Source organism: Labrys methylaminiphilus subsp. lupini, assembly GCF_051161885.1.
In the GTDB taxonomy this organism is placed as follows: domain Bacteria; phylum Pseudomonadota; class Alphaproteobacteria; order Rhizobiales; family Labraceae; genus Labrys.
Genome location: NZ_JBMDIH010000001.1, coordinates 4,799,567 through 4,826,417, shown reverse-complemented (window position 1 = coordinate 4,826,417; position 26,851 = coordinate 4,799,567). Strand labels below are relative to the sequence as shown.

At 64.1% G+C, this 26,851-nt stretch carries 26 protein-coding genes; 12 read left to right on the top strand and 14 right to left on the bottom strand.

Translation table 11 applies throughout. The features are described 5' to 3' along the window. The first annotated feature begins 15 nt into the window (after window positions 1-15). Window positions 16-1,401 carry an NAD(P)/FAD-dependent oxidoreductase gene (locus ACN6KF_RS22680; protein WP_434959019.1) on the top strand — a complete coding sequence of 462 codons (1,386 nt, stop codon included), beginning with the start codon at window positions 16-18 and terminating at the stop codon, window positions 1,399-1,401. 46 nt (window positions 1,402-1,447) lie between these two features. Beyond that, a complete protein-coding gene (locus tag ACN6KF_RS22675) occupies window positions 1,448-1,807 on the top strand; it encodes a cupin domain-containing protein (RefSeq protein ID WP_322432494.1) in 360 nt (119 codons plus the stop codon). On the opposite strand, the gene ACN6KF_RS22670 is transcribed toward ACN6KF_RS22675, so the two are convergent. Continuing rightward, window positions 1,792-2,631 (bottom strand): YihY/virulence factor BrkB family protein, encoded by an 840-nt coding sequence (locus ACN6KF_RS22670; RefSeq protein ID WP_434959018.1) that lies wholly within the window; start codon window positions 2,629-2,631, stop codon window positions 1,792-1,794. The genes ACN6KF_RS22675 and ACN6KF_RS22670 overlap by 16 nt on opposite strands. Before the next feature lie 446 nt (window positions 2,632-3,077). Here ACN6KF_RS22670 and ACN6KF_RS22665 point away from each other — a divergent pair, with 446 nt between their 5' ends. Together ACN6KF_RS22665 and ACN6KF_RS22660 are read left to right on the top strand one after the other, a co-directional pair. After that, window positions 3,078-3,791: a DUF1223 domain-containing protein gene (locus ACN6KF_RS22665; protein ID WP_434959017.1), complete on the top strand. Its 714-nt coding sequence runs from the start codon at window positions 3,078-3,080 to the stop codon at window positions 3,789-3,791. Window positions 3,792-4,049: 258 nt separating this feature from the next. Further along, on the top strand, window positions 4,050-4,979 hold the full coding sequence (locus ACN6KF_RS22660; protein ID WP_434959016.1) for a threonine/serine dehydratase: 930 nt from the start codon (window positions 4,050-4,052) through the stop codon (window positions 4,977-4,979). Window positions 4,980-4,989: 10 nt separating this feature from the next. Here the strand turns inward: ACN6KF_RS22660 and ACN6KF_RS22655 are convergent, their stop codons facing one another. Next, window positions 4,990-5,565 carry a dihydrofolate reductase family protein gene (locus ACN6KF_RS22655; RefSeq protein WP_434959015.1) on the bottom strand — a complete coding sequence of 192 codons (576 nt, stop codon included), beginning with the start codon at window positions 5,563-5,565 and terminating at the stop codon, window positions 4,990-4,992. A gap of 331 nt (window positions 5,566-5,896) precedes the next feature. Here ACN6KF_RS22655 and ACN6KF_RS22650 point away from each other — a divergent pair, with 331 nt between their 5' ends. Further along, window positions 5,897-6,412 carry a winged helix-turn-helix transcriptional regulator gene (locus ACN6KF_RS22650; RefSeq protein ID WP_434959745.1) on the top strand — a complete coding sequence of 172 codons (516 nt, stop codon included), beginning with the start codon at window positions 5,897-5,899 and terminating at the stop codon, window positions 6,410-6,412. On the opposite strand, the gene ACN6KF_RS22645 is transcribed toward ACN6KF_RS22650, so the two are convergent. Then, window positions 6,402-7,781 (bottom strand): sulfatase family protein, encoded by a 1,380-nt coding sequence (locus tag ACN6KF_RS22645; RefSeq protein ID WP_434959014.1) that lies wholly within the window; start codon window positions 7,779-7,781, stop codon window positions 6,402-6,404. The genes ACN6KF_RS22650 and ACN6KF_RS22645 overlap by 11 nt on opposite strands. Window positions 7,782-7,937: 156 nt before the next feature. Further along, window positions 7,938-8,840, bottom strand: coding sequence for a LysR family transcriptional regulator (locus tag ACN6KF_RS22640; protein ID WP_434959013.1), 903 nt, complete (start codon window positions 8,838-8,840; stop codon window positions 7,938-7,940). A 162-nt stretch (window positions 8,841-9,002) separates the two neighbouring features. Between ACN6KF_RS22640 and ACN6KF_RS22635 the strand changes: the two genes are divergently transcribed. From ACN6KF_RS22635 to ACN6KF_RS22625, 3 genes are all read left to right on the top strand, one after another. Beyond that, window positions 9,003-10,364, top strand: a complete 1,362-nt coding sequence (locus ACN6KF_RS22635; RefSeq protein WP_434959012.1) for an ABC transporter substrate-binding protein — start codon at window positions 9,003-9,005, stop codon at window positions 10,362-10,364. 75 nt (window positions 10,365-10,439) lie between these two features. Next, entirely contained in the window at window positions 10,440-11,318 is an 879-nt protein-coding gene (locus ACN6KF_RS22630; protein WP_434959011.1) for a carbohydrate ABC transporter permease, read from the top strand. Next, window positions 11,318-12,148 (top strand): carbohydrate ABC transporter permease, encoded by an 831-nt coding sequence (locus ACN6KF_RS22625; RefSeq protein ID WP_434959010.1) that lies wholly within the window; start codon window positions 11,318-11,320, stop codon window positions 12,146-12,148. The genes ACN6KF_RS22630 and ACN6KF_RS22625 overlap by 1 nt, the downstream gene beginning before the upstream one ends. Window positions 12,149-12,223: 75 nt before the next feature. On the opposite strand, the gene ppa is transcribed toward ACN6KF_RS22625, so the two are convergent. The 5 genes from ppa to ACN6KF_RS22600 all read right to left on the bottom strand — a co-directional run bounded on the left by ppa (window position 12,224) and on the right by ACN6KF_RS22600 (window position 17,646). Beyond that, window positions 12,224-12,763 (bottom strand): inorganic diphosphatase, encoded by a 540-nt coding sequence (ppa, locus tag ACN6KF_RS22620; RefSeq protein ID WP_434959009.1) that lies wholly within the window; start codon window positions 12,761-12,763, stop codon window positions 12,224-12,226. A 196-nt stretch (window positions 12,764-12,959) separates the two neighbouring features. Continuing rightward, the gene (locus ACN6KF_RS22615) at window positions 12,960-14,000 is read right to left on the bottom strand and encodes an ABC transporter ATP-binding protein (RefSeq protein ID WP_434959008.1); all 1,041 of its coding nucleotides are present in this window, start codon (window positions 13,998-14,000) and stop codon (window positions 12,960-12,962) included. Then, window positions 13,997-15,490, bottom strand: a complete 1,494-nt coding sequence (locus ACN6KF_RS22610) for an ABC transporter permease (RefSeq protein ID WP_434959744.1) — start codon at window positions 15,488-15,490, stop codon at window positions 13,997-13,999. The genes ACN6KF_RS22615 and ACN6KF_RS22610 overlap by 4 nt, the downstream gene beginning before the upstream one ends. A 184-nt stretch (window positions 15,491-15,674) precedes the next feature. Further along, entirely contained in the window at window positions 15,675-16,700 is a 1,026-nt protein-coding gene (locus ACN6KF_RS22605) for an iron ABC transporter substrate-binding protein (protein WP_434959007.1), read from the bottom strand. Window positions 16,701-17,136: 436 nt separating this feature from the next. Beyond that, complete coding sequence (locus ACN6KF_RS22600; protein ID WP_434959006.1) at window positions 17,137-17,646, bottom strand: GNAT family N-acetyltransferase; 510 nt, start codon at window positions 17,644-17,646, stop codon at window positions 17,137-17,139. Between the two features lie 236 nt (window positions 17,647-17,882). On the opposite strand from ACN6KF_RS22600, the gene hemH reads away from it, so the two are divergent. Beyond that, entirely contained in the window at window positions 17,883-18,926 is a 1,044-nt protein-coding gene (gene hemH, locus ACN6KF_RS22595) for a ferrochelatase (protein ID WP_434959005.1), read from the top strand. Window positions 18,927-18,958: 32 nt separating this feature from the next. Here the strand turns inward: hemH and ACN6KF_RS22590 are convergent, their stop codons facing one another. Further along, window positions 18,959-19,495 (bottom strand): invasion associated locus B family protein, encoded by a 537-nt coding sequence (locus ACN6KF_RS22590; protein WP_434959004.1) that lies wholly within the window; start codon window positions 19,493-19,495, stop codon window positions 18,959-18,961. Window positions 19,496-19,741: 246 nt separating this feature from the next. Between ACN6KF_RS22590 and ACN6KF_RS22585 the strand changes: the two genes are divergently transcribed. Beyond that, window positions 19,742-19,954 carry a hypothetical protein gene (locus ACN6KF_RS22585; protein WP_434959003.1) on the top strand — a complete coding sequence of 71 codons (213 nt, stop codon included), beginning with the start codon at window positions 19,742-19,744 and terminating at the stop codon, window positions 19,952-19,954. A gap of 45 nt (window positions 19,955-19,999) precedes the next feature. On the opposite strand, the gene ACN6KF_RS22580 is transcribed toward ACN6KF_RS22585, so the two are convergent. Next, window positions 20,000-21,184 carry a cytochrome-c peroxidase gene (locus tag ACN6KF_RS22580; RefSeq protein WP_434959743.1) on the bottom strand — a complete coding sequence of 395 codons (1,185 nt, stop codon included), beginning with the start codon at window positions 21,182-21,184 and terminating at the stop codon, window positions 20,000-20,002. Between the two features lie 185 nt (window positions 21,185-21,369). Between ACN6KF_RS22580 and ACN6KF_RS22575 the strand changes: the two genes are divergently transcribed. Continuing rightward, a complete protein-coding gene (locus tag ACN6KF_RS22575) occupies window positions 21,370-22,941 on the top strand; it encodes an acid phosphatase (RefSeq protein ID WP_434959742.1) in 1,572 nt (523 codons plus the stop codon). Window positions 22,942-23,161: 220 nt separating this feature from the next. On the opposite strand, the gene ACN6KF_RS22570 is transcribed toward ACN6KF_RS22575, so the two are convergent. Continuing rightward, on the bottom strand, window positions 23,162-24,223 hold the full coding sequence (locus ACN6KF_RS22570) for a threonine aldolase family protein (RefSeq protein ID WP_434959002.1): 1,062 nt from the start codon (window positions 24,221-24,223) through the stop codon (window positions 23,162-23,164). A 67-nt stretch (window positions 24,224-24,290) separates the two neighbouring features. Next, complete coding sequence (locus ACN6KF_RS22565; RefSeq protein WP_434959001.1) at window positions 24,291-25,574, bottom strand: MFS transporter; 1,284 nt, start codon at window positions 25,572-25,574, stop codon at window positions 24,291-24,293. A gap of 144 nt (window positions 25,575-25,718) precedes the next feature. On the opposite strand from ACN6KF_RS22565, the gene ACN6KF_RS22560 reads away from it, so the two are divergent. Then, window positions 25,719-26,330: a CGNR zinc finger domain-containing protein gene (locus ACN6KF_RS22560; protein WP_434959000.1), complete on the top strand. Its 612-nt coding sequence runs from the start codon at window positions 25,719-25,721 to the stop codon at window positions 26,328-26,330. A 16-nt stretch (window positions 26,331-26,346) separates the two neighbouring features. Here the strand turns inward: ACN6KF_RS22560 and ACN6KF_RS22555 are convergent, their stop codons facing one another. Continuing rightward, a complete protein-coding gene (locus tag ACN6KF_RS22555; protein WP_434958999.1) occupies window positions 26,347-26,841 on the bottom strand; it encodes a DoxX family protein in 495 nt (164 codons plus the stop codon). Window positions 26,842-26,851: the final 10 nt, after the last annotated feature.

Sequence of the window (26,851 nt, the reverse complement as noted above, 5' to 3'; positions counted from 1 at the left end):
CGCGAGCCCCCCATCATGGACGTCAAAGTCAACGGCAACATCTCGTTCTGGTATGCCGATATCGGCGGCGTGCCCGGCTATCGCCCGGCGCTGCCGGGCGACCGCACCGCCGATGTCTGCATCGTCGGCGGCGGCTTCACCGGGCTGTGGACGTCCTACTACCTGAAGAAGGCCAATCCCGGCCTCAACATCATCGTGGTCGAGAAGGAATTCGCCGGCTTCGGCGCCTCCGGGCGCAATGGCGGCTGGCTCTCGGGGGGCTTTGGCTGGTCACGCGAGAAATATCTGAAGACGTCCTCGCGCGGCGCGGTCGTCGACATGGAAGCGGCGATGCACGGCTCGGTGAACGAGGTGATCGCCGTTACCGAGCGCGAGGGCATCGATGCCGATGTCCGCCGCAACGACACGCTGACGGTGGCCGTCAACCAGGCCCAGCTCGGCCGCATCCGCCAGTCCTACGAGTATGAGAAGGGCTGGAGCGTCCCCGATGCGCGCATCAGCCTGATCGGCCGCGATGAGATGCGCAAGCGCATCGAGATCCACAATGTCGAAGGCGCCCTGGTGCATCACGACACCGCCCGCGTGCAGCCGGCCAAACTGGTGCGGGGCCTCGCCGCCGTGGTCGAGCGCCTGGGCGTTTCCATCTACGAGCAAACCGAGGTCGTCGGTATCGAGAAGGGGGCTGTGACCACCAAGCGCGGCACCGTGCGTGCGCCGATCATCATCAGGGCGACGGAGGGCTTCACCGCCGGCATTCCCGGCTTCGAGCGCCTGTGGATCCCGATGAACAGCGCCATCCTGATGACCGAGCCCCTCAGCGAGGAGCAGTGGAGCCGGATCGGCTGGAACGGCTACGAGCTCCTGGGCGATGCCACCCATGGCTACTGCTACGCCCAGCGCACGCGCGAAGGCCGCATCGCCATGGGCGGGCGCGGCGTGCCCTATCGCTACGGCTCGGCCACCGACGTGCGCGGACAGACGCAGGATCAGACCATCGCGCAGCTCTACGCCATCCTGATGCGGCATCTGCCCCAGACCAAGGGCCTCAGGATGGAGCATGCCTGGTGCGGCGTGCTCGGCGTGCCTCGCGACTGGTGCACCACCGTCGGCCTCGACCGCAAGAACGGCATCGGTTGGGCCGGTGGCTATGTCGGCCTCGGCGTGTCCACCTCCAATCTGTCCGGCCGCACGCTGGCCGACCTGATCCTGGAGCGCGACACCCCGCTGACCCGGCTGCCCTGGGTCAACCGCTCCGTGCGGGAATGGGAGCCGGAACCCTTCCGCTGGCTCGGCATCCACTCGATGTACCAGCTCTATCACATGGCCGACCGGCGCGAGTCGGCAGGCCTCAAGCAGACCTCGCGCCTCGCGACCTTCGCCAACAAGATCACCGGGCGCTGACAAGCCCGGGTTTCATTTGCTTCAACGCGCCTCGATTGGAATGACCATGATCGACAGCCGAACTTTCGCCGATCTCACCTCCCTCGACCTCGGTCCCTTCGGACCCAAGCCCACCACCCTCAGCGAAGGCCAGGTCGAGGCGGCAAAAACCCTGTGGAAGTCCGAGGACGGCCTGATGGAAGTTGGCGTATGGGAATGCACGCCGGGCCGCTTCACCGCCTCGCGCGAACGCAATTCGGAAACCTGCCATATCGTGTCGGGGCGGGTATCGCTGCATGACGCGGGCGGCCAGACCCGCGAGGTGCGGGCTGGCGAGGCCCTGGTCCTGCCCAAGGGCTGGAAGGGCGAGTGGACCATCCACGAGACCACCCGCAAGCTCTACATCATGCATTACGACGCGGCGTGAACGCGTTTGTGGCGCCGCTCGGCCAGGATGGCGTTGATCTCCGCCCCGAGCAGGAACGCCAGCGCCACCAGCCACAGGAAGAACAGTGCCGCGAAGACGCTGCCCAGGCCCGCATAGAGCTTGGAGTAGGCGGCAAAGTCGCTGATATAGATGCTGAAGGCGTAGCCGCCGGCGAGCCAGAGCCCCATGGTGATCAGCACGCCTGGCCAGATCACGCCGAGCGAAGGGCGGCTCGCCACCAGGAACAGATGTACCAGGATGATGGCGCCGCCGAGCACCGCCGTGGTGATGCCATAGCGGGCGATCTCGATCAGCGCCTGCAGCGGTGCCAGCACCGGCGTGAAGCTGACCGCCGCCTGCCATATCACCGGCCACAGCACCACCAGCAGAGCGAGAGTGACCAGAGCCAGCGAGGCCAGCAGTACGAAGAACAGGCTCTGCAGCCGGCACCACCAGAAGGACCGCATCTCGACCAGGCCATAGGCCCGGTTGATGCCGACGCGGATGGCCTCGACGCCATTGCTGGCCAACACCACCGCCACGATGGCACTGACGGTGAGCAGGCCGGGGCGCGCCGTGCCCAGTACCCTGGTGACCTCGCGGGCGATCGGCTCGGAAACTTCATGCGGCCAGGTTTCGAACAGCAGGCGGACGATCTCGTTCTGCAGGTCGGCGGTGCCGAGCACGCCGGCCAGGGACGCCACGAAGATCAGGAAGGGAAACATCGCCGTGAGCAGGGACAGCGCCATATGGCTCGCCAGCGCGTAATCGTCATGCTCGGTGACCCGTTGCGTGAGATCGGAAATGAATTTGTACGCCCGCATGGGGCAATCATGCCATTCCATTCGAAGATTTACCAGGAAAGGCCACGAAACATCCCGAGAAAACGCTAATCGCACTGTGCTAAAGCGTTTTGTGATTTAATTGCCTTACGTCAACTCGCCAAGTCGCTCCAGCCAATCGGTAGGATTGGCTTGGAACCAAGGAGCGAGGGCCCACAAGCGTTCACAGCTGAACGCGCTTTGCTCTGGAGGACACGGGCGAAATCGCTCGATATCACACCCCTTCACGAATCGCGGAGGTGCCCCTTCTCACCACTGTGTTACTCGCCCGTTCATCTTCGATGGGCTATGGCTTGCGGGTGTTTCTCACCGGAGCAAGGCACTTTTCAGCAAGAATGCGCCCTGCCCGCACTCCCTGTTTCAACCCGTCTTTGCGATTCCCGGCAGTTCGGCCAGATTGCAAGGCGCTTTAGGCCTGGACGAGATCGATGCGGCGAAACCTGGTTGCAGCGCTGTTGTTGCTGGCCGCGAGCGGCCCGGCGATGGCGCAGCCGCGGGCAGTGGTGGAGCTGTTCACCAGCCAGGGCTGCTCCTCCTGCCCGCCGGCGGACAAGATGATGGGCGAACTCTCCCGTGATCCCAGCGTCATCGCACTGTCCCTGCCGGTCGATTACTGGGACTATGTCGGCTGGAAGGACACGCTGGCCGACAACACCTTCACCCGCCGCCAGCGCGCCTATTCGGAGGCACGCGGCGACAGGGCCGTCTATACCCCGCAGATCGTGGTGGATGGCGTGCAGCACGCCGTCGGTTCCAATGGCGAGGAAGTTCGCCGGGCCATCGAGATGGCCGCCACCCATCCCAGCGTCCTCAGCGTTCCCGTCGCCATTTCCGGCAAGAACGGCGCCTACAGCATCTCGCTGGGCAAAAGCGTCCACAAGGGCGAGGTCTGGGTGGTGCCCATCGAGACAAGCGCGGAAGTCAAGATCGAGCGCGGCGAGAATACCGGCAAGACGGTGACCTATTCCAATGTCGTGCGCTGCTTCCGCAAAGTCGCCGATTATGATGGCAGTGTCGCCACGGTAACGCTGAAGCCGGACGTGACCAGCGCCCCGGGGGCCGACAGTTTCGCCGTGTTGGTGCAGGCCAATGCTGCCGGCAGGCCGGGCGCCATTCTCGGTGCTGCCCTGCACAAACCCTGACCTGCTGTTTTTGATCCCCATCGGCCCAAGGCGTTTCCCAGAAAAGTTGACAGGCTTTTCGATTAAGAAAACGCGTGAAAACAAAAAGTTGGAGAAAAAGTGCGATTCAGAGAAATCGCATTTTGCTCGCGGCGCTTTTCTCCTGCGACAATCCTCCCTATCTTCCGGTCTCCCACGCATCGTGGCGGCCGAGTCGTACAGGTGTGCGCCGGCCATTGCCCCGAATCCGCACCGACGCCCCCGCCTGACGAGCTTCAAATGATTGACCAGAACGATATTCGCGCCGCCTATCAGCGCGTCGCCTCCCATATTCGCCGCACGCCACTCCTCGACACCCAGGCGGGAACCTTCGGCCTCGCACATGGCGTACAGCTCAAGCTCGAATTCCTGCAGCATGCCGGCTCGTTCAAGCCGCGCGGCGCCTTCAACAACCTGCTGTCGCGCGACGTGCCGGCGGCCGGGGTCGCCGCTGCCTCGGGCGGCAATCACGGCATCGCGGTTGCTCACGCCGCCCGTGCTCTCGGCCACAAAACCCGCATCTTCGTCCCGGTGATCTCCAGCCCAGCCAAGATCGCGGCGATCCGCGCCCGCGGGGCCGATCTCGACATTGGCGGCGAGCGCTATGCCGATGCTCTCGCCGCCTGCGAACGCTATATCGCCGAGACCGGCGCGCTCTCGGTGCACGCCTTCGATGCCTGGGAGACCATTGCCGGCCAGGGTACGCTCGGGCTGGAATGGGAGGAACAGGCCGGTGGGGCGCTCGATACCGTCCTGGTCGCCACCGGCGGCGGTGGCCTGATCGCGGGTATCGCGGCCTGGTTCGCCGGCAGGGTCAAGGTCGTTTCGGTGGAGCCGGAAGGCTCGCAATGCCTCAAGGCGGCGCTGGAGGCCGGCGGCCCTGTCGATGTCGGCGTGGAGAGCGTGGCAGCGGATTCGCTCGGCGCCCGCAATTGCGGCGCCAAGGTCTATGCCGTCGCCAGCCGCCATGTCGGCGAGGCCATCACCGTGCCGGACAGTGCCATCATGGAAGCGCAGAAGCGCGCCTGGGCCGATGCCCGCCTCGCCCTCGAACCCGGCGGCGCCACCGCCCTGGCGGCCCTGGTCGGCGGCGCCTACCGCCCGGCACCGGGCGAGCGCGTCGGCGTGCTCGTCTGCGGCGCCAATGTGGACCTTGCGACCATCGGCTGAGGCCTATGCCTCAGTTGCGCTGGCGCCGGTAGTGCAGGATGACGGCGCCGGTATCGAGCGGGCGGTTTTCGATCAGCTCCAACCCGAGCTTGGGCAGGCCTGGCTCGAACAGGCGCTTGCCATTCCCGAAGATCACCGGCGTCACCATCAGGCGATATTCGTCGACGAGATCGAGGCTGATGAGGCTGTTGGCGACGCCGGCGCCGCCGAAGCAATAGATGTCCTTGTCTGCGAGGCTCGATTTCAGCCTCCCGATCGCGGCGGCGAGATCCGCTCCCGCCAGGGCGGCGTTCCAGCCGGGAGCGCCGGACAAAGTGGAGGAGACCACCGTCTTGGGCAGGCGGTTCATCACCGCGGCATGGGGAATGCCGGCGGCGGGGCTGGCGGGATCGGTCTCGGCCGGCTCCCAGAATTCCTTGTTGAACAGGAAATTGGTACGGCCATAGACAAGATGGCCGGCCCGCTCCAGGGCATGGCCGGACCAATGGGTTTCCAAATCACCCGACCACGCCGGCGGCACAAAGCCGTTCGGGCCCTCGATATAACCATCCAGACTCGTGAACATCGCCAGGACCAGTTTGGTCATCGTCATTCCTCCCAAGAATACCAGTTGTTATATGCAATCAGTTGCCTTCTAGCTCAACTACTCCTATTTTGCAAGCGGTCAAGCCATTTTACGATGGATGGTATCACCCGAAATCGTAAAGGCTCTTCCGCCAATCCGTTGGATCGGGTTGGAAACAAGGCGTTGGAGCGAACGAGCGTTCAGCCGCGAGCGCGCTCTGCTCCAAGCAGAGTTTCCCAGTGAGGCGCTTGAATGGGGCTCGCCGGGAAACTCTGAACTATTTGATATCTTGCAGGTTCCTCTTGATTGCGCCCTGGGCTCGATCAAGAGGCCCCTGCTTGGGAGTGCGATGATGAATACGGCCTACCGGTCGGGATGCCCGATCAATCTGACGCTGGAAATGCTGGGTGACCGCTGGAGCCTGATCGTCATTCGCGATGTGATGTTCGGCAACCGGCGGCATTATCGCGAGCTCCTGACCCAGTCGGAGGAAAAGATCGCCTCCAACATCCTGGCCGACCGGTTGAAACGTCTTGTCGAAAGCGGCCTGCTCAGCCGCCGAGACGACCCCAGCCACAAGCAGAAGGCGATCTACAGCCTGACGGAGCCGTCTATCCAGTTGGTGCCACTGCTGGCGCAGATGGGCGCCTGGGGCCGCCGGCACACGCCGGCTTCACGCCGCTTGTCGATCCGCGCGCAATTGCTGGAGGAAGGCGGCCCGCCACTGTGGGAGGCGTTCATGGAGGAATTGCGGGCCCTGCATCTGGGCACGCCCGTGCCAGCCCGCTCGGTCCTGGCCGAATTGCAGGCAGCCTATCTGGCTGTGATGGCGCAGGAAGAGGGCGCGTCGGATCCCGTCAAGGCCTGACCGGATCGACGTCCCGCTCGGGGTCGGCAAAGCCGATCAGGTCCTGCGGCTTCAGCCGGTACTGGCGGGAGTAGCGGTCGGGCGCGTCGAGGATCTCAGGCGTGTGTCCCTCCTCGACCTCGGCTATCCAGGCGAGCAGGCGGGCTTTCAAATCGTCCGATATGCCGCGGAAGGCCGTCATGCCGACGAGATTCACCATCTCATAGGGGTCGTTTTCGAGGTCGTAGAGATAGCTTTCGCGATAGACGTCCGAGCGGGGAGTTCCCTGGTCGTAGTCGGAGGTCACGCCATATTTCCAGCGCTGCGTACGCAGGGCCCGCCCTGTCTCCGTCTCGCTGATCTGGACGAGGATATCCTGCCGCCAGGGCTGCCGGGCATCCCGGATGACCGGCATGATCGACCGGCCCGCCATCGCGGCGGGTATGTCGAGGCCGGCGGCATCAAGCAGGGTCGGGGCAACGTCGATGGTGCTGAACAGGGCCTGGACCTGTCCGCCCGACATGAAGCCCGGCCCGGTGATCATGCTCGGCACGCGGATCGCGCTCTCATGGCAGGAGCGCTTATACTCGCTGTTGCGCGTCTTGAAATGGCAGGCATGGTCGGAGGTGAACATCACGATGGTGTCGTCGAGCATGTCCAGGCTCTTCAGGGCATCGATGAGCCGACCGAAAGCCTCGTCGAGGCGTTTCACCATGCCGTAATAACCACTCAGGTGCCAGGCGCTGCTGCCCTGCAGGCCGACGAGATCCGGCGGCGTCCACTGGCTGGCAGCCATGGCCTCCCGGTAGCCGTCGGGCGGGGGATAGTCGTCGACATGGTTCTGGTGATGCGGCTCCAGGAACGAGACGAACAGGAAGAAGGGCTTGTCCTGATGGTCGTCGCAATAGCGGATGGCGGCATCGGTCAGGGCATCGATCCGGTATCCCGGCAGTTTGCGGCGGCGGTCTTCGGTATCGAACAGCACCGCATCATAGGCATCGGACACGAATTCCAAAAGATTGGCCGCGAGCCAATTCTGGTAGCCGCCACGCTCATGCTTGGGCACGGGATCGGTGTCGCCCAGATGCCACTTGCCGATATAGGCGGTGTCATAACCGTTGCGAGCAAATTCCCTGGCGATGGTGACGGCGTCGTCAGGCAGGGGAATGCCGTTACGGAACACGCCGGTCTGCGTGGCGAAGCGCCCGGTTTGCATCGAGGAGCGCGCCGGCCCGCAAAGCGGCTGGCTGGTAAAGGAATTGTAGAGGTGCGTCCCCGCACGGGCGAGTCGGTCGAAATGGGGGGTGAGGCCCATCGGATTGCCGTGCACGCCCGTGGTATCGTGGCGTTGCTGGTCCGTGAAGAAGACCACGACATTCGGCTTTTTCATCCAGATCTCGCTCCAATTCGTCCGCTTTCGCCCTCGAAGAGTCAAGAGGGCGAGCACCGTCTGGATGGTTTAGCGGCTCGATTCAGACCCGGAAAATGATATTAACTCACCCCCACCATAACCTGACGGAATATCGCGACTACCCGCAAGCTCCGTTCACGCCAGTGTCCCCTGCTCGTCCACCAGTTGCTCAAGCAGGTCGAGCGAGCGGGTGAGGATCGGAAACTCGCTGGTCGAACGACGAAAGCAGGCGCCCGAGGCAAAGCGCCAGAACGGGTCTTCGAACAGGAGCTTTTTCAGGCCGGCGGCTTTGGCCATCGCCTCGACCTGCACCGGCGCCAAGGTGAAGTAGGAGGTGCCGCTGATGATCCGGAAGCTTGCCGCCAGGGTCTCCACCTCCATGACGATCTCGGGCGAGCGCAGGCGCCTGTCGCGAAAATAGGTCTTCAGGCGTTCGACCACGGTGCCGTCGCGCTTGTAGACGATCCAGCGGCGATCACTGAGGTCTCGGGCGGCCACGCTGTCCGACTGAGCCAGCGGGTCGTCGCCGCAGCAATAGACGCACATCTCGACATTGAACAATTGCCGGGTCTCGATGCCTTCCGGCGGTTCGCCGCGCAGGATGCCGAGCAGCAGGTCCACGCGCCCCTCCAGCAATTGCGGAAAGGTCGTATCGGCGAGGTTGTAGTCGAGGGTGAACCGTGTCTGCGGAAATTCCAGACTCAGCCTTTTCACCAGGTCCGGAGCGATCGCCATCTGATAGGACATGCCCGCCGCGATGGTGAACATCTCGACGCTGCCCTTGCCGAGCGCCCTGATCTCCTCGCGGGCGTGACGATGATGGGTTTCGATCGCCCGCGCGCGCTCGAGCAGTTTGCGGCCGGCGACTGTGAGTTCCATGCCGCGCGTGGTGCGGTGGAAGATCTGGCTGCCGAATTCGAGTTCCAGCCGGCGAATGGTCTTGGTGAGGGCCGGTTGCGACAGGCCGATCTTTTCGGCTGCCGCCGTGAGATTGCCCTCCCGCGCCACCGCGAGGAAAGCCTTGAGATTGCGATCCATGCCATTCCCAAAAGTTATGGATAGATGCACTCAATATCATTTTCCAAGCTTGGCGGCAGTACCTATCGTGCAATCCGGAGCGGGGCCAATTCCGGTTATGGGCGGAGCCTGGCGGCAGACTCCCGGCCGAGCGGTCGGAGTATCGGACAAGGGAGAACTCGAATGAGCCATCGGCATGCCAAACCCGCGATCCTCGCCGCCCTGTGCATGTCGATATCAGCCACAGGCGTGGCGAAGGCCGAGGCCCCCTTCGCGGAGGTTGGCAAACAGGCGCCGATCACGGTTCTGATCAATGCCTCGCCCTGGTACAAGGGCTTTGAAAAGGCCGTCGAACTGTACGAGGACCAGACTGGTAACGTGGTCAATCTCGAGGTTACGCCGTTTGACGGCATGCTGGAAAAGGCTCGCTCGGCCGTGCGCAACGGTGGCACCAGCCCGCTCGATCTGGTGAACATGAACGGCCTTTCGGCGGTAGAGTTCTATGAAGGCGGTTTTCTCACGCCGTTCACGGATATCGATCCCGATTTCAAATGGCCGAAGGAAGCCTACACCTATGGCGACAGCAATTGCTGGGACGCCGGGAAGCGATATCCTGATTGCAGCACGGGCAAGGTGATGGGCTTTTCGCCCAACGGCAATGTCCAGCTCTATTACTACCGCAGCGACGTCTTCAAGGAGAAGGGCCTCAAGCCGCCGGCAACCTTCGACGAGGTGCTCGCCGACTGCAAGCTGCTGCACAATCCGCCGGCCGCCTACGGCTATTTGCAGCGCGGCGAGAAGGGCAATGGCATCTTCTATGACTGGATGGCCTATATGCTCAGCTATGGCGCCAAGGCCGAGGCCGACCCCGCCCATGGCGACTACACGGTGACGATCAACAGCCCGCAGGCCAAGCTGGCACTCGACAAGTTCATCGAGATCAGCCGCAATTGCGGCCCCGCCAATTATGCAAGCCTGGGCCAGGGCGACGTCATCCAGCTCATGCAAACAGGCAAGGGCATGCAGGGACATGCCGTGGTCGCAGCCTTCCCCAATTTCGACGATCCGCGCAAATCCGCCGTTACAGGCCAGATCGATGCGGCCGTCCTGCCCAAGGCGAACGCCGAAGCGGAACCCGGCATCGCCATCGGCAACCTCATTCTGGGAGTGCCCGCCAATGCCTCGGAAGCCGGCAGGAAGGGCGCGGTGGCCTTCGCCAAATGGTTCCTGACCTATGAGGCGCAATATGCCTATGCCGAGGCGGGCGGCATTCCGGTGCGCAGCGACGTGCTCTCCTCCGACCTCAGGAACCGGCCGGAATTTCGCTGGATGCCGGCCTATCAGGATTCGCTGAAATATGGCCGCCAAGTCTTCTTCTATGCGGAAGGCACGGCCATCAGCAACAATGTCGGCCTGCGCATCAACCAGGCTCTGGTCGGGGAAATGAGTTCGGCCGCCGCCCTCAACCAGATCGCCCGGGACATGAAGGCCCTCTTCGAGAAGAACGGCCGCAAGACCGGCATGCTGCCACCCTTGCCGGAATGACCCCGACAATCGCACAGGGAACGGGAGGAAGCCGGTTGCCGTGACAACGGTGCCGCCATTCTGAAAGGGGAAAGTGTGTCCGATTTCGTCGACCGCCACCTCGCCTGGTTCATGCTGGGACCGGCCATGCTAGTCCTGCTGGCCCTGACGATCTATCCCGTGCTCAACCTGATGGCGATGGCGTTTGCCGACATCCGCTTCGAACAGGCGCGGGAAATCTGGACCTTCCGGCCTCTGGATAATCTGCGCCAACTCGCTGGAGATGAAGTCTTCCGGCGAGCCCTGCTCAACACCGTCGTCTTTGCCGTGGCGGCCGTCTGCCTGGAAATGCTGATCGGGCTGGCACTGGCCATCCTGGTCTCGTCGCTAAGCGGCCTGAAGGGGCTGGTGCGAACGGTGCTCATCCTGCCCGTCCTGATGCCGCCCGTGGCCATCGGCTCGATGTGGAAGCTGATGTACAATCTCGACTTCGGCGTGCTGAACCAGGCCGTAACCGCCATTGGCCTGCAGCCGATCAACTGGCTTGGATCGAGCTCCCTCGCTTTGATCTCGGTGATCATCGTCGACGTCTGGCATTGGACGCCCTTCGTCTTCCTCATCCTGTTCGCCTCGGTCGAGGGCATTTCGAAGGATATCGTCGATGCCGCCAGGCTGGATGGTGCGGGCAATTGGGACATCGTCACCCGGATCATCGTGCCCTTGATCTGGCCGCCACTGCTGGTGGCCGCGCTGTTTCGCATCATCATGGCCTTCAAGGTGTTCGACCAGGTGTTCCTGCTCACCTCGGGCGGCCCCGGCAATGCCACCGAGGTGGTGAGCCTCCATCTCTACAAGGTCTATTTCCAGGAGAACCAGCTCGGCTACGGCTCGATGCTGTCGCTGGCGATCATCCTGGCGCTGCTCTGCTTCATCTGGATCAGCCGGCGTGCCGGAAAAGCCATGGAAGCGCGCTGATGCTGGAGCTTCGCGGCAACTCCCGCGCCATCGGCTACGGCCTGATCACCCTTGGCGTCTTCATCACGATCGCCCCCTTCCTGTGGATCGCGCTGCAGTCGCTGAAGAACGAGATCGATATTCTGCGTGGAAGCTGGCTGTTCGCACCGAACGGGTTCAACTACGCCGACGTGCTCTATTCGCGGCGCTCGGATTTTCCCGCCAACATCCTCAACAGCCTCATCGTCGCCGCGACCTCCACGGTCTCAGTGCTGGTGATCGGCACGCTGGCCGCCTATGCGCTGACCCGGCTGACCGTGAAGCCCTGGATCTCCAGATTGTTCCTGGGCTGGACGCTGATCTTCAACATGCTGCCGACGCTGACCCTGGTCGGGCCCTGGTACCTGATCTTCCGCCAAGTCGGGCTGGCAGGCTCGCTGACGGCCCTGGTGCTGACCCACATCACCCTCAATCTGCCGATGACGATCTGGATGATGATGGCCTATTTCCGGGAATTGCCGCAGGAGCTCGAGGACGCTGCTCGCGTGGACGGCTGCCGGCAGATCGACGCCTTCTGGCGGATCCTGCTGCCGCTGACGACGCCCGGCCTGATCGCGGCGGGCGTGCTGGCTTTCGTGTTCTCGTGGAACGAATTCTCGGTGGCGCTGACACTGACCGATCGCTCGACGGCGACGGTACCGGTCGCCGTCGCCCGCTTCGCCCAGCAGTTCGAGGTGCAATATGGCCAGATGGCCGCCGCCTCGGTGCTATCGACCATCCCTGCCGTGGTGTTGATGTTCTTCGGCCAACGCTTCGTGGTGCAGGGGCTGACCATGGGCGCCGTGAAATGACGGCGCCCAGCGCAGGCTGTCCGGCATTGGGGGCGAACGACCGCGCTCGCCGTCCAACCCGCGCAAAGGGCAGCCTCAGCCCTTGTTGCTCGCCTTGTAGCGTTCGATGGCCGCGAGGATCATCGCCTCCGCTTCCTTGGCGTCGCCCCAGCCCTCGACCTTGACCCACTTGTTCTTCTCGAGATCCTTGTAGTGCTCGAAGAAGTGCTCGATCTGCTTGAGGGTGATCTCCGGCAGGTCGGTATAGTTGTGCACCTTTTCGTAGCGGCGGGTCAGCCGCGACACGGGCACGGCTATGATCTTCTCGTCGCCGCCGGATTCGTCGCTCATCTTCAGGACGCCGACAGGACGCACCGCGATCACGGCGCCTGGGATGATGCCGCGCTGGTTGGCAATCAAGACGTCGATGGGATCGCCATCATCGGACAGCGTGTGCGGAACGAAGCCATAATTGCCGGGGTAGCGCATCGGCGTGTAGAGAAAGCGATCGACCACGAGCGCGCCGGAATCCTTGTCCATCTCATACTTGATGGGCTCGCCGCCGACGGGAACTTCGACGATGACATTCACCTCATGCGGCGGATTGCGTCCGGTCGAGATCGCTTCGATACGCATCGTAGATCACATCCTGTAAGGCAGGTTCTGGCGCAGGATGCCTCCAGACCCCGATCAGACTGCAGCCTTATGCGGAACGCGGATGCGTTTCAACCCGAAGATCACAAGAATATGATGCCAGTTTCACGGGAAACACTGACGGATGCCCCTTCCGTCACGGGAGTGTCACAACGGAAGCTGCCGCGGCAGCATCCCTCTATGCTTCGAAAACATGGGCCGGCCCCGCCACGCTCAGGCGCACGCGCGTGCCGGTCGGCGGCAGATCGAGGCCGGTGCCGGTGATGCGAAGCCGATTGCCATCGGCCAGTTGCACCGTCACGGCCCGCAGAGCACCGCCGAATTCCACGTCCACCACGCTTGCAAAACAGCCCTGCGCGGCCTCGTCCGTGCTCGGCGTGAACTTGACCTGCTCGGGGCGCAGCATCAACTCGACATCGCCGCGCCGGCCATGCGTGCCGGCAGCGAGCCGGCCGAGCACGCAATCGACCCAGCCGACCCCGGCCTCCCCCTTCAGCAGGATAGCCTCGCCCAGAAACAGCGCCGTCTCGCGATCGCACGGCCGGCGGTAGAGATCGTGAGGTGCACCGGCCTGCACCAGCCGGCCCTCGCGCAGCACGGCAACCTGGTCGGCGAAGGACAGCGCCTCGGTCTGGTCGTGGGTGACGAGGATGGTGGTGACGCCGGCCTCCTGCAGCAGGGCTGCCACCGCCTTGCGGGTCGCCTCGCGCAGGCCGGTATCGAGGGCGGAGAAGGGCTCATCCAGCAGCATCAGCTTGGGCTGGCGCGCCAGTGCCCGAGCCAGGGCCACGCGCTGCTGCTGCCCGCCGGAAAGCTGGTGCGGCCGGCGCTCCAGCAGGCGCGGATCTAGATCGACGGTGCGCATCAAGGCGCGGATACGCTCGTCCCGATCCCTGGCACCCCGTTCCAGGCCGAAACCGATATTGTCGGCGATGGTGAGGTGGGGAAACAGCGCCCCGTCCTGGGTGACGAAGCCGATGCCGCGGCGATGGGCGGGCACGATGGCAGGGCCATCCGCCAGGACGGTACCGTTCAGGGCGATGCGGCCGGCATCCGGCCCCTCGAAACCGGCGATCAGGCGGAGCAGCGTGGTCTTGCCGGATCCGGAGGGGCCGACGATGGCGGTGCGGCTGCCGGACGCAACCTCCAGGCTGACGCCATCGAGCGCCACCATGGCGCCATAGCGCTTGCCGGCCTTGTCTATGGTCAGGAAACTCATTGGCCGATCGATCGCCTGGACTGATAGTGAAGCAGGAGGGTGAGAGGCAGCGACAGCAGCACCATCAGGAGCGCGAAGGGCGCCGCCGCCACATAGTCGATGTCGTTGGTCAGCGACCAGAACCGCGTCGACAGGGTGACCGTGCCGTTGGGGGCCAGCATCAGGGTCGCCGTCAGCTCCGTGGTGATGCCGAGGGCGACCAGCGCCATGCTTGCAGCGACGCCCGGGGCCGACAGGCGCATGGTCACCTGCCAGATCGCCTTGAGCGGCGGGCGCCCCAGTGCCATCGCGGCCCGTTCGAGCTCGATGGGTGCCTGCGCCAGACTGGCCCGCAGCCCGACCACGGCCCGTGGCAGGAACATCAGGCCATAGGCCAGCAGCAAGGTCGTCATGGTCTGATAGAGCGGCAGGGCGACCCGCACGGTGATCGTCACCAGCGCCAACGCCACCACCACGCCCGGGAGTGAGCCGACATAATAGTGGCAGGCCTCCAGCACCTTCTGCAGGCGGCCGGGCGCGCGGACCGACAGCCAGGCCATCGGCAGGGCGGCCAGCGTGGTCGCGGCCCCGCCGAGCAAGGCCAGGCCGAGGGTCTGGCCGAGGGCTGTGCCGATATCGCCGGACGCCCAGGCCGCCGCGCCGCCGATAGTGAGCCAGCGCGAGAGCGTCAGCAGCGGCACGCCCAGCGAAAGGAGAGCGAGGCCGAGCGGCAGCGCCAGCCAGATCGGAGTGGCCAGGCCGAGCCGCGCACGCGCCGCCGGACGCGCGGCCCCGGAGCCGACGCGGGCATAGCGCTCCTGGCCACGCAGACGGCTTTCCAGCCCCAGCAACACGAGGCACGCGAGCACCAGCACGCCGGCGAGCATGTTGGCGGCCGGGCCGTTATAGGCCGACTGGAACTGGTCGACGATCGCGGTCGAAAAGGTGTCGAACTCGATCATGGCATAGAGGCCGTATTCGGCGAGGAGATGCAGGCCGACCAGCAGCGAACCGCCGCAGATCGCAAGCCGCAATTGCGGCAGGATCACCCGGAAGAACACGCGCGAGGGCGACTGGCCCAGGCTCGCCGCCACGTCCTCGAGTGCCGGGTCGAGCCGCCGCATTTGGGCAGCCACCGGCAGATAGAGGAAAGGCAGATACGCCATGATCGAGACCAGGACACCGCTCCACAGGCCGCGCATGCCCGGCACCAGGCTTATCCAGGCATAGGAATGCACGAAGGCCGGCACGCCGAGCGGCGCCACCGCGAGCCAGGACCAGATGCGCGCGCCCGGCAGGTCGCTGCGCTCGGTCAGCCAGGCCAGAGCCACCGCCAATACGATGGCGATGGGGATGGTGACGGCCTCGAGCAGGACGGTATTGACCAGCAATTCGCCGACGCGCGGGCGCACCACCAGTTCATAGACGGTCTGCCAGCCGGTCTGAAGAGTGATGAAGATCACGAAGCCGAGCGGCAGCAAGGCGAGCAGGGACACCAGTACCGTAGCCATGGCGACCGCATTGCGCCCGGTGAAGCCGGGTGAAGATACGCGCAAACTGCCGATTTCGGGCTGAGGTGACGTCGATGACACGAGGTGTCCTGAAAAGCGAAGGCCTCCGGCGCAGAGCCGGAGGCGCGATGATGTCAGGTTTATGTCGGCAGCGCCATATCGGCGCGGCGCGGTGTACGGTCGCTCAGAGCAGGCCGGCCGCCGTCATCAGGTCGCTGACCTTCTTGCTGTTGAGCTGGGCCGGGTCGATCTTGGGAGCATTCAGATCGGCCAGCGGCACCAGCTTGGCATTGGAAGCGGCATCCTTGCCGACCGCATATTCGAAGGAATTGCCGGTCTTCAGGATTTCCTGGCCGCCCTTGCCGGCAACCCACTTCACGAAGGCCTCGGCTTCCTTCTTGTGCTTGCTGGAAGCGAGCACGCCACCACCCGAGATGCTGACGAAAGCGCCCGGATCCTGGTTGCGGAAGTAATGCAGCGCAACGTTCTTGGAGTTCTCGCCGGTCTTGGCCTGGTCGCCGAACCAGTAGTACTGGTAGATGATCGCGCCTTCGACCTCACCGTCATTCACACCCTTCATGGCGATACCGTTCTTCTTGAACGGCTTGACGTTGGCCTTCATGCCCTTCAGCCAGGTCGCGGTGGCCTCCTCGCCCTTCAGGGCCAGCAAGGCGCTGACGATGGCCTGGAAGTCGGCGCCGGCCGGCGCTGCACCCCAGCGGCCCTTCCAGGACGGATCGGCCAGATCGAGCAGGGACTTCGGCAGCTTGTCCTCGGTCAGCTTGGTCTTGTTGTAGGCGAACACCGTGGTGCGCGCGGCGATGCCGATCCAGCGACCATGCGAGGGCTTGAAGGCCTCGGGCACCTCGCCCAGCGTCTCGGCCGATAGCGGCGCGAACAGCTTGGCGTTGTCGACCAGCACCATGGCCGGCGAATTCTCGGTGAGGAAGACATCGGCGGGCGATTTGTCGCCTTCCTGCACCAGCTGATTGCCGAGTTCGGTGTCTCCGCCATTGCGGAGCGTCACCTTGATGCCGGTTTCCTTGGTGAAGGCCTCGGCCCAGGCCTTGGTCAGGCTTTCATGCTGCGCATTATAGACCGTGATGCCCGCATCCTCGGCCTGGGCGCCCAGGGGAGCAGCGAACAAAGCAGCGGCAAGGGCGACGGCCCCCGCGAGGGCTGCACGGCGATGCGGCAGGAAAACTCTCATCAGAACCTCTATCGGTTGGCTTCAGCCAAGGGATTGATTGAACACCCGATCTCTAGGCTCACCGAGAAGTTCCCGTCAAACACTTTAGATTAGAATTAGAATTATTAAAAACTAGATATTCATACCATTTATTATAGAAATGGTATCGGTCATCTGAGGAATCTCGAAAGGAGGACTTGCGCCTCTACACGTCCGCAGAACTATACGCTGGATTTTTTATCGACCGCCATGATGATACCGAGGATTACAAATGCGTAACCGGCACCTCGGGCTACCTGATGCCTCGCTCGCACATCCCTGGGCGGGTCGTGCCTTCCGGCAATGAAGAAAGTCGACCGCCATCGAATTGATGACCGCGCTCGGAAGGCGATGGGAAACAAGAGGATCATCGACCGATCGGACCGCCGGCAAAAATGCAAACCAGCCCAGGCCTCGTTCAGGCGGCCCAGCCGAAGGCGATCTTCTGCAGCTTCACGTCGCCGAAGCGCTCCACCATGCTGTCGACGGACTGGCCGCCGAGACGCCGGTAGAAATCGCAGGCCCGCACATTGTCGGCCAGCGCCCAGACCACCATGCCCTTGACGTCATGGCCGTTGAGATCGCGGCGCACCGCGTTGAACAGCCGCTTGCCCAGGCCGATGCCCTGATATTCCGGACGCAGGTAAAGCTCGAAGATCTCACCCTGATAGGGCAGGCCGACGGCCCGGTTGCGGCCATAGGTGGCATAGCCGGCGATTACGCCGCCAAAGGCCATCACCACGATGCGGGTCTTGCGATCGATGGCATAGCGCCACCATTTGGCACCACGCCGCTCGACCAGGCGCTCGAGCTCACGGCCGGGAATGACACCACGATAGGCGTAACGCCAAGCGACGTCATGCACATCGGCGATGGCATGGGCGTCGTCCGGGCGAGCCAGACGGATTTCGATGGCGTCGGTCCTCATGGCAGAAAGATAAGCGGGCCTGGCCGGTTCCTGCAAGTGAATTGCTCGTAGGAATGCGGCCGCCGGCGCAATGCGCGTCGGAGCGGCCACGCTGTTTCGCTTCAGCGCCTTGTTTGGACAGGTGTTTGCGATTCCCAGTGGTTTTCACCGGGTCGCCAGGCGCATGGCGTCGCGCCCGCACAAATCTGTTGCAAGCCAGACGCCCAGCCTGTTGAAAGGCCTGGAAAGGATCCGGCATGACTTCTCACCTAGCAAGCGCTCTTCCAGTTCCGGCGGATCATCCCGTCGGGGCCAGCGGAAGGATCGGTGTTCTCCTGGTCAATCTCGGCACCCCGGACGCGCCGACCTACTGGCCGATGCGGCGCTACCTCAAGGAATTCCTGTCCGACCGGCGGGTCATCGAGGTCTCGCGCCTGCTATGGTGGCCGCTGCTCAACGGCATCATCCTGACGACGCGGCCCGGCAAGAGCGGCGCCAAATATGCCTCGATCTGGGACAAAACCGAGAACGCCTCGCCGCTCCTCGTGATCACACGGCGCCAGACCGAAAAGCTGGCCGAGAACTTCGCCGCCAATTCCCGCCTGACGGTGGATTTTGCCATGCGCTACGGCAATCCCTCCATCGCCTCGCGCATCGACGCCCTGCGCGCCGAGGGCTGCGACCGCATCCTGATCGTGCCGCTCTACCCCCAATATGCGGCGGCAACCAGCGCCACGGTGTGCGACAAGGCCTTCGAACATCTGATGACCCTGCGCTGGCAGCCGGCCGTGCGCATCGCGCCGCAATGGCATGACGACCCCGTCTATATCGAGGCCCTGGCCAGCTCCGTGCGCCAGAATCTCGCCAAGCTCGACTTCGAACCGGAGGTGCTGCTGGCCTCCTTCCACGGCGTGCCCAAGACCTATCTGATCCAGGGCGACCCCTATTACTGCTTTGCCATGAAGACGGGGCGGCTCCTGCGCGAGGCGCTCGGCTATGACGAGGCCCGTTTCAAGATCACCTTCCAGTCCCGCTTCGGCAAGGAGGAGTGGCTCAAGCCCTATACGGACGAGACCGTGGAAGGGCTGGCCAAATCCGGCGTGAAGCGCCTCGCCATCGTGGCGCCTGGCTTCGTGGCCGACTGCCTGGAAACGCTGGAAGAGCTCGGCGAGGAGAACAAGGAGATCTTCCAGCACAATGGCGGCGAGCACTTCGCCTATCTGCCCTGCCTCAACGACAGCCCCGAGGGCCAGCGCGTGCTGGAACATGTGGTCACGCGCGAATTGCAGGGCTGGGTCTGACGGGAAAATAGTCGCCCCAATGCGGGCTGGTACTACTTCAAGATGGTAGCCGCCCGATCGAGTGCCGGGCCGAATCCCTTGAGCGAAACCGTGAAGACGAGCGGCTTCACGCTGTCGTCGACCGACTTGGCCGTGAGCTTGAGCTGCTTGCCGGCCTTGAGCGCCGTGATGGTGTTGGCATCGAGTGCCAGGGGCACCAGGCAGCCCGCGGGGATGCAGGTCTTGTAGTTCAGCGGCTTGCCGCTGATCCCGGCATCCAGGGCGAGGGACACGCCGGCATCGAATTGCAGGCCGAACGGCATCACGAGATTGCCGGTGGTACCGCCGTCCGCCGTGGGGTTCAGCTCGACCGCCAGCACGCGCTGGCCGGTCTTGGTATCGCTCTGGACCTGCTGAACCGCGCATTGCTTGGCATTGTTGACGACATTGCAGAGCACGCGCCAGTCCTCATAGCTCTCCTGGATGGAGGAGGCCCCGCCGGGCAGCGGCGATTTGGCAGGCGCTGCATCCTGGGCCTGGGCGGCACTTACCAGAAGGGCAAAAGCGAGACTAAGGCTGGTCTTCAGCATCGATTCCTCACGGCAGAAAGGCGTCATGCCCGGATGAGGGCAATGGCCGCAGCCATGACACGAATATCGCCTTCTGGCGATAGGGCCCTGCCGAAAAACCCGATGCTTTCGACACTTGATATGCCGTTACGGTAGGATGGCACGCCCCAACCTCCCAAGGCCGACCCTTTCTCCTTGACTTGCCGCGGCTTCGCGATCCAACTGACCGGGGGAAAGATCCGGGGCATCTTGCACGAGGTGACGACCATGGACATCGACAAGGCCATTGCATTGGTTTCCGCGGCCGGTATCGAACTCACCGACCGACGCCGCAACGACAGCGATGACGGCTGGTCCCTCAGCTTCTCCAACGGCGCAGCGCTGGAAATCCGGGACAATGGCGAAGTCTCCGCCTCCGGCAAGGGCGCCGAGGCGGTCACGGGCCTGCTGGGTCTGCCGGGCCAGTCCGCGGGAAGCTGAACCGCATGAAGCGCAGGCCAGAGGGCCGTCGCTTCGATCCGATACTCACTTTGCCGGCTCATAGCCGTCGGTGAGCGTGCCTAGGAAGACCACGACATCGTCGATCTCCGCCGGTGTCAGCGCTGGTTCGTCGCCGGCCTTGCGGTCGAAGGGCGGGTCGGTGTTGATGTTCGCCTTTGCCGCTTCGGGCAAATCGTCATATTTGTCGATGCTGCCGTCGGCCTTGCGCGGATACCAGCGTTCCGGATGGGTTTCCCGCTCGACATAGAAGCGCACGGCATCGCGCAGGGAATGCATGGTGCCGTTGTGGAAGAAGGTCTTGCGCAGGGCAATGTTGCGCAGGGTCGGCGTACGGAACAGGCCGCAATAATCCTCGCGCTTCAGAAAGTCGGTGCGCAGCGGCCCGCACAGGCCGAGATCGTGATAGGCCGGATCCTTGTTGGCGGGAATGTCGGGGTTGCGCGGCACGGCCAGCGCGATCTGGCCGTAATCGGTGAATTGCGGCGGCGTGCCGTCATTGCCGCGCTGGCTGATATGGCAGGAGGCGCAATTGCCCTTGTCTGCCGCGTTGAACAGGTCCAGTCCCCGAGCCTCCTGGAGCGTAAGCTCGGCCTTGCCGGCCAGAACTGCGTCATATTTGCTCGAATAGGGATAGAAGGTCCGGTAGTCCTGCTGGAACACTTCGAGCGCCTTGAGGGCGGTCTTGTAGACCAGGGCGGGATCGCCGGCCGCCTTCGGCCCGGCAATGGCGGCGATGGCCTTGCCGTGCCCAGCGGCGAGCACGCGGCGGGCCACCTCGGCCCCATCCCGATTACCCATCTCGAAATCCGAGAGCAGCGGAATCCGGGCCTGATCCGCGCCGCGGTCGACACGCCCGTCCCAGGTCAGGCCTCCCGTGGGGCCGTTGTCGACGCTCTCGTCGGCCTCATCCTCGGAATCGTAGAAATGTTCGGTGAAGGGCGGCACCACCTGCAGATATTTCAAGGAGGGCACGGCACGCACACCGGACCGATGCATGTCGCCGCCGCCGAGCTGCACCGCGCGATCGTTTACCGGCCCGAAAGCATGAGCGGGATCGTGACAGGAGGAACAGGCAAGCTTGCCCGACCCCGACAGGGAGGGATCGAAGAAGAGGGAGCGGCCGAGGGCGCCGAGGGCCTGCGCCTGCTGGCGTACTTGCGCGCGCGACATCGCACGGGACACGTCTTGGCCGGCCTGGACCGAGGTCATCGCCAGCAACGGCAGGGCGAGCCCCAGGGCTCCGCCCAATCGCCTCACACGCCTGTTGCAAAGAAAGCTTATGGCTGCATTCCTTCATTGCGATCGGGGGTGGCTTCCGCCGCCAGCCCGGATAAGATGAGGGGCTGAGGGGAACGATAGCAACAAGCAAATCGATGCAGGAGACCCAGATGCGCATGAAACCTGCGGCGGTCGTGTACGCGTTGAGCCTTTCCATCGCGGCGTTCGGGCCGGCGCTGGCTGCCGAAAGCGCTTCAGGCCAGAAAGCCAAGCCTGCGCCCGGAACGTCCGAGGATCTGAAGCTGATCGACACCGTGGTGGTGATCTATGCGGAAAACCGCAGCTTCGACAATCTTTATGGCAGCTTTCCGGGCGCCAACGGCGTGGCGAAAGCACCCGCAAGCGCGCGCATCCAGCGCGATCGCGACGGCAAGCCCTTCCGCCAGTTGCCGCCGATCTGGGAAGGCCTGACCGCCAAGGGCGTGACACCGCCGGTCACCCAGGCCGAGACCGAGCACCTGCCCAACCTCCCCTTCCATGCGGATGACTCCAAGGGTTTCAACCTCAGCTACGGCACCATTACGCGTGACCTCTGGCACCGCTATTACCAGAACCAGATGCAGATCAATGGCGGGCGCAATGACAGATTTGTCGCCTATGCCGATTCCGGCGCCTTGGTGATGAGCCTGTGGGACGGCTCGAAAACGGCGATGTGGCAGGTCGCCCAGAAATATGTCCTGGCCGACAATTTCTTCATGGGCGGCTTCGGCGGTTCGTTCTTCAACCATCAATGGCTGGTCTGCGCCTGCGCGCCCTATTACCCCAACGCCGACACCAGCCCCGCCAAGCCCTCGATCGCGGTGGTCGAGCCCGATGGGGTGACGCTCAAGCCCGCCGCCAACTCGCCGAAATCGGCGATGGACGGCATCCCGAAATATGCCGGCGACGGCAATCTCACGCCTGATTTCTATGCCGTGAACACCATGCAGCCGCCCTATCAGCCGAGCGGCAACGACCCAGTGAAGGGCGGCGACAAGGCGCTGGCCGATCCTGCAAAGCCGACGACGCTGCCGCCCCAGACCGAACCGACCATCGGCGACCTGCTCAGCCTCAAACATGTGAGTTGGGCCTGGTATGGTGGGGCCTGGCAGGACGTGCTCGACCACGGCAACAAGACGCCGATCCCGAATTTCCAGTATCACCACCAGCCGCTGAATTATTACGCCAGCTTCGCACCGGGCACTGCGGCCCGGGCCGAGCATCTGCGCGACGGCGGCCTGGCAGGCGTGGAATTCATCAAGGCGATCGACGCCGGCAAGCTGCCGCAGGTCTCCTTCTACAAGCCGCAAGGCGACCTCAACGAGCATTCGGGCTATGCCGACATCCAGGCCGGCGACGCCCATATCGCCGATGTGATCGCCCATCTCGAGAAGAGCCCGCAATGGCCGCATATGCTGGTCGTCGTCACCTATGACGAGAATGGCGGCTTGTGGGATCACGTCGCCCCGCCCAAGGGCGATCGCTGGGGCCCCGGCTCGCGCATCCCGGCCATCATCGTCTCGCCCTATGCGCGCCGCGGCATTGTCGACCACACCCCGATGGACACCACCTCGATCCTGCGCTTCATCACGCGCCGCTTCGAGCTGCCGACCCTGCACGGCATCACCGTGCGCGACTCGGCGATGGCCGCCCGCAAGCAGAAGCTGCTCGGCGACCTGACCAGCGCGCTGGTGTTGAAGGATAAGTGAGGCGGACCGCGACAAGCCTTCTCCCCTTGCGGGAGAAGGTGGCATTGCGGAGCAATGACGGATGAGGGGTGTTATCCCCCATCCAAGTCGAGTTTCATCCCTCATCCGCCCTTTCGGGGGCACCTTCTCCCGCGAGGGGAGAAGGGGACAACGTTATATTTTGAAGGCTTGAACTCAATGAGCCGGGCGTTATTGGCGGCATTCGCCAATAAAGTTCCCCCTACCCCACCAGCGCCAGGAACCTCTTCACCTCTTCATCCTTCGTCGCGAAGGAGGTGACCAGGCGCACGAGGTCGGCATCGGCGGCGGGCCGCCTGTCAGCCTGTAGGCCGTGAACAGGCCATTCATAGAGGCGGGCACCGGCCTGCCTCAATTGGGCGATCACGGTCTTCGGCAGGATGGCGAAGACTTCGTTGGCCTGCGTCTCATAGCCGAGTTGATGACCCGCCGCGACGAGGCCCTGCGACAAAGCCGCCGCCATGCCATTGGCGTGGCGAGCGAGATCGAGCCAGTGATCGTTCTCCAGCATGGCCAGGAACTGCGCGGCGATCGGCCAGGCCTTGGAGACGACATGACCGCTGCGCTTGCGCAGCCATTCGATCTCGGCCGCCTTCTCCGGCTCGAACAGCACGACAGCCTCGGCCATCAGAGCGCCATTCTTGGTGAGGCCGAAGGCCAGGGCATCGACACCCGCCTTCCAGGTGATGTCGGCGGGGCTGATGCCATCGGCCTTCTTGAGGAAGGCGAAGGCATTGGCGAAGCGCGCGCCATCCATATGCACCTTGAGGCCCCGTGCCCGGGCGATCTCGGTCAGGGCGGTGATCTCACCCCGGCGATAGACCGTGCCGCTTTCCGTTGCCTGGGTGATCGACAGCACGGCCGGCTTGGGGATGGCAGAGCCGGAGCCCGAGCCCCGTGCCAGTGTGGCCTCCAACCCGGCCGGGGTCAGCTTGCCGCCGGCGCCGGCGATCGGCACCAGGCGCGCGCCCTGGGTGAAGAACTCTGGCGCACCGGCCTCGTCGCCGACGATATGCGCCTCTTCATAGGCATAGACAGCGCCATAAGGCGGGCTGAGGGCACTCAGGGCCAGGGAATTGGCGGCGCTGCCGGTGGCAGCGAAGAGCACGCCGACCTCGCAGCCGAACAGATCGGCGAGGCGTGCCTTCAATTCACGGGTAAGATCATCCTGCCCATAGGCAGGGGCGATACCATCGGCGCCGCGGGCAAGCGCCTCGATGATCCTGGGGCTGGCTCCAGCCCAATTGTCGCTGGCGAAATTCATGCCTTGAAGTAGAGCGCTCCAGGCCTGATGCGCAAGGGGGAACAGGCAAGCTTTCCGGTGCGACGTGTCAGCGCTCCCAACCCTTGCCGCGCGGCCAGGGCAGCAGGACGAAGCTGGCGATGCCGGCGGCCAACAGGACGATGATCACCACAAAGACGGGCGTGAAAGGATCGGCTTCCTGGGCCGCCGCGAAGGATCCCACCAGTCCCGTCAGCCATTGCATCACGGCGACGCCGAGGAAGATGGCGGTGTTGAACACGGCGAAGGCCCGGCCGACGACCTCCTCGACATAGGCGGCGCGGACATCGGCATATTGCAGGATGAAATAGCCGGTCATGAATCCGAGCAGGACCACCGCGATGACATCGACGAGGCTCGACGACTGCCCGGCCAAGGCCGCAAAAGCGGCAATGCAAAGGGCCGCGCTGGCGACGATCCAGTAGCGCCGGCCGCGATTGCCGGGCTTGAGCAGGCCGAAAACGGGTGGACCGAGCAGGGCTGCGACCGAGGTCGCCAGCATGATGTGCCCGCTGACGACGAGGCCGAAGCCGTGCCGGTCCATCAGCATCGGCACGGCCCACAGACCGCGTAAGGTGAGGAAGGCGGCATAGGAGACACCGCCGAGCAGCAGGATGCCGAGCGTATGCCTCTGCGCGAGAAGGGGACCTATCTCGGCAAACGCGGCGAGCAGCCCCGGACGTTTGCGCTCACGACCGGGTTCGACCCTCTCGTCCGAAACCAGCAGGACATTCGCGGCCAGGACGATCGCCGACAGGATCGCCAGCACCAGGAAGCCAGCCCGCCAGGACCAGGTTTCGACCACGAAGGCGAGCGGTGTGCCGGTGATCAGCATGCCGATGCCGCTGAAGCTCAGCACCAGGCCGGAGAGCCGCGCAAATTGCGAGGCTGGATAGCGGTTGGTGACGAAGACGATGGCGCCGAGGAAAGCCGGCGCGCAGCCGATGCCGATCAGCACCTGGCTGGCGACGAGCACGGGCAGGTTCGGTGCGAACACGGACAGGAAGGAGCCGGCACAGGCCAGCAGGAATGCCGCGCTGACGGTACGGCGCGGACCGAAAAGGTCGAGCGCGACGCCGATGGGAATCTGCGCAACTGCGAAGGACAAATGAAAGGCGCCGGCGAACAGCCCGATCTCTTGGGTGGAGGCGCCGAACTCCCGCTGCAACTCGCTGGCGAACAGGGTTGCGACCGTACGAAAGGCCTGGCTCATGGCCGCCACCGCGGAGAGGGCCGCGAGCATCGCCCAGAGCGGAATTGCGGCTTGTGCCCTGGCGTGAAGAACGGATCGCTGTTGGTCTTTCGGCACGGCTTTGCGAGCTTCGGTCAGCATGGCGCCCTCCTCGCATCGGCTTCATCAGGAATTTATAACCATCATAATGGTTATAGCATCGACCTCCTTGCCTTGACCGTCAACCCCCATGGGGGTTAGAAAAACCCGGCGGGTAGCCCCAGAGGCCAGAGGGAGGGAGCGGCCATGCTGATTGCTCCGGTGCGCGCCGATCTCTGCATCGACTATGCCAATACCCGCTCCTGGCGGGGCCGGGAAAAGCCCGTCGAGAGGTTGAACGGCATGGCGGACTTGCTGGCCTGGACGGCGCGGCAGGGTGACGAGGTACCTCGGCTGGCCGAACAGGCGACACATTGGTCGAAGGCGCATCCCACGGCGGCGGACCGGCTCTTCGACGAAGCCATCAGGCTTCGGGAGACGCTCTACCGCAGCCTCGCAGCGGTTGCGCAGAGCCGGGGGGTAGAGGAGCAGGACTTCTTGGACCTGGCGCAGGCGATCGCACAGGCCCCGCCACGAAACCGTCTGGTCCGCTCGCAACAAGGCTATGCCTGGACCATCGGCGCCTTTGAACCAGCCGCCGCTTATCTGCTCGCCCCGGTGCTATGGTCGGCCGGCGATCTCATTCCCGCCGCCGAGCGTTACCGCATCCGGCGCTGCGCCAATCCCGAATGCCGCTTCCTGTTCCTCGACGAAAGCAAGAGCGGTACCCGCCGCTGGTGCGACATGGCCACCTGCGGCAATCGCGCCAAGGCCAGCCGGCATTATGCCAAGGTCAGGCAAAGCGACATCGGCGCATAGGCAACGCCGCCTCACCTCAGGCGAACGCGACCTTGCGGCCGGTCCAGCGGGCGATCAGGGCGTCGAGGGAGAAGAAGCCGCCGCCGAACTTGGCGAGATAGAGGGCGCAGACCATCCAGGGCAGGTGCTCGTTGTAATGGTCGGGATAGACGAAGAGCTGGATCACCAGCGCCATGCCGAACAGGCCGAGGCCGCCGAGCCGCGTCGCCAGCCCGATAAGGACCAGCACGGAGAACACGCTCTCGCCCAGCAGGGCCAGATGGGCGGCGAGCTCCGGCGGCAGCAGCGGGAGCTTGTATTCTTCCTGGAAGAGATAGACGGCGCTGTCCGACAGGGAGAACAGCGTGCCGTCAGCCACCTTGGTACGCGCCGACCACCAGAACACCCGGAACAGGGCGATACGGGCGATCAGGGCGATCAGCCAATGCGGGATCAGCGTGAAGAGGTGGATCAGGCGATCCGCCAATCCCGGTGCTGCCGGGCCGGGGGATGCGAATGTCGTGCGGGTCATGGCAACACTC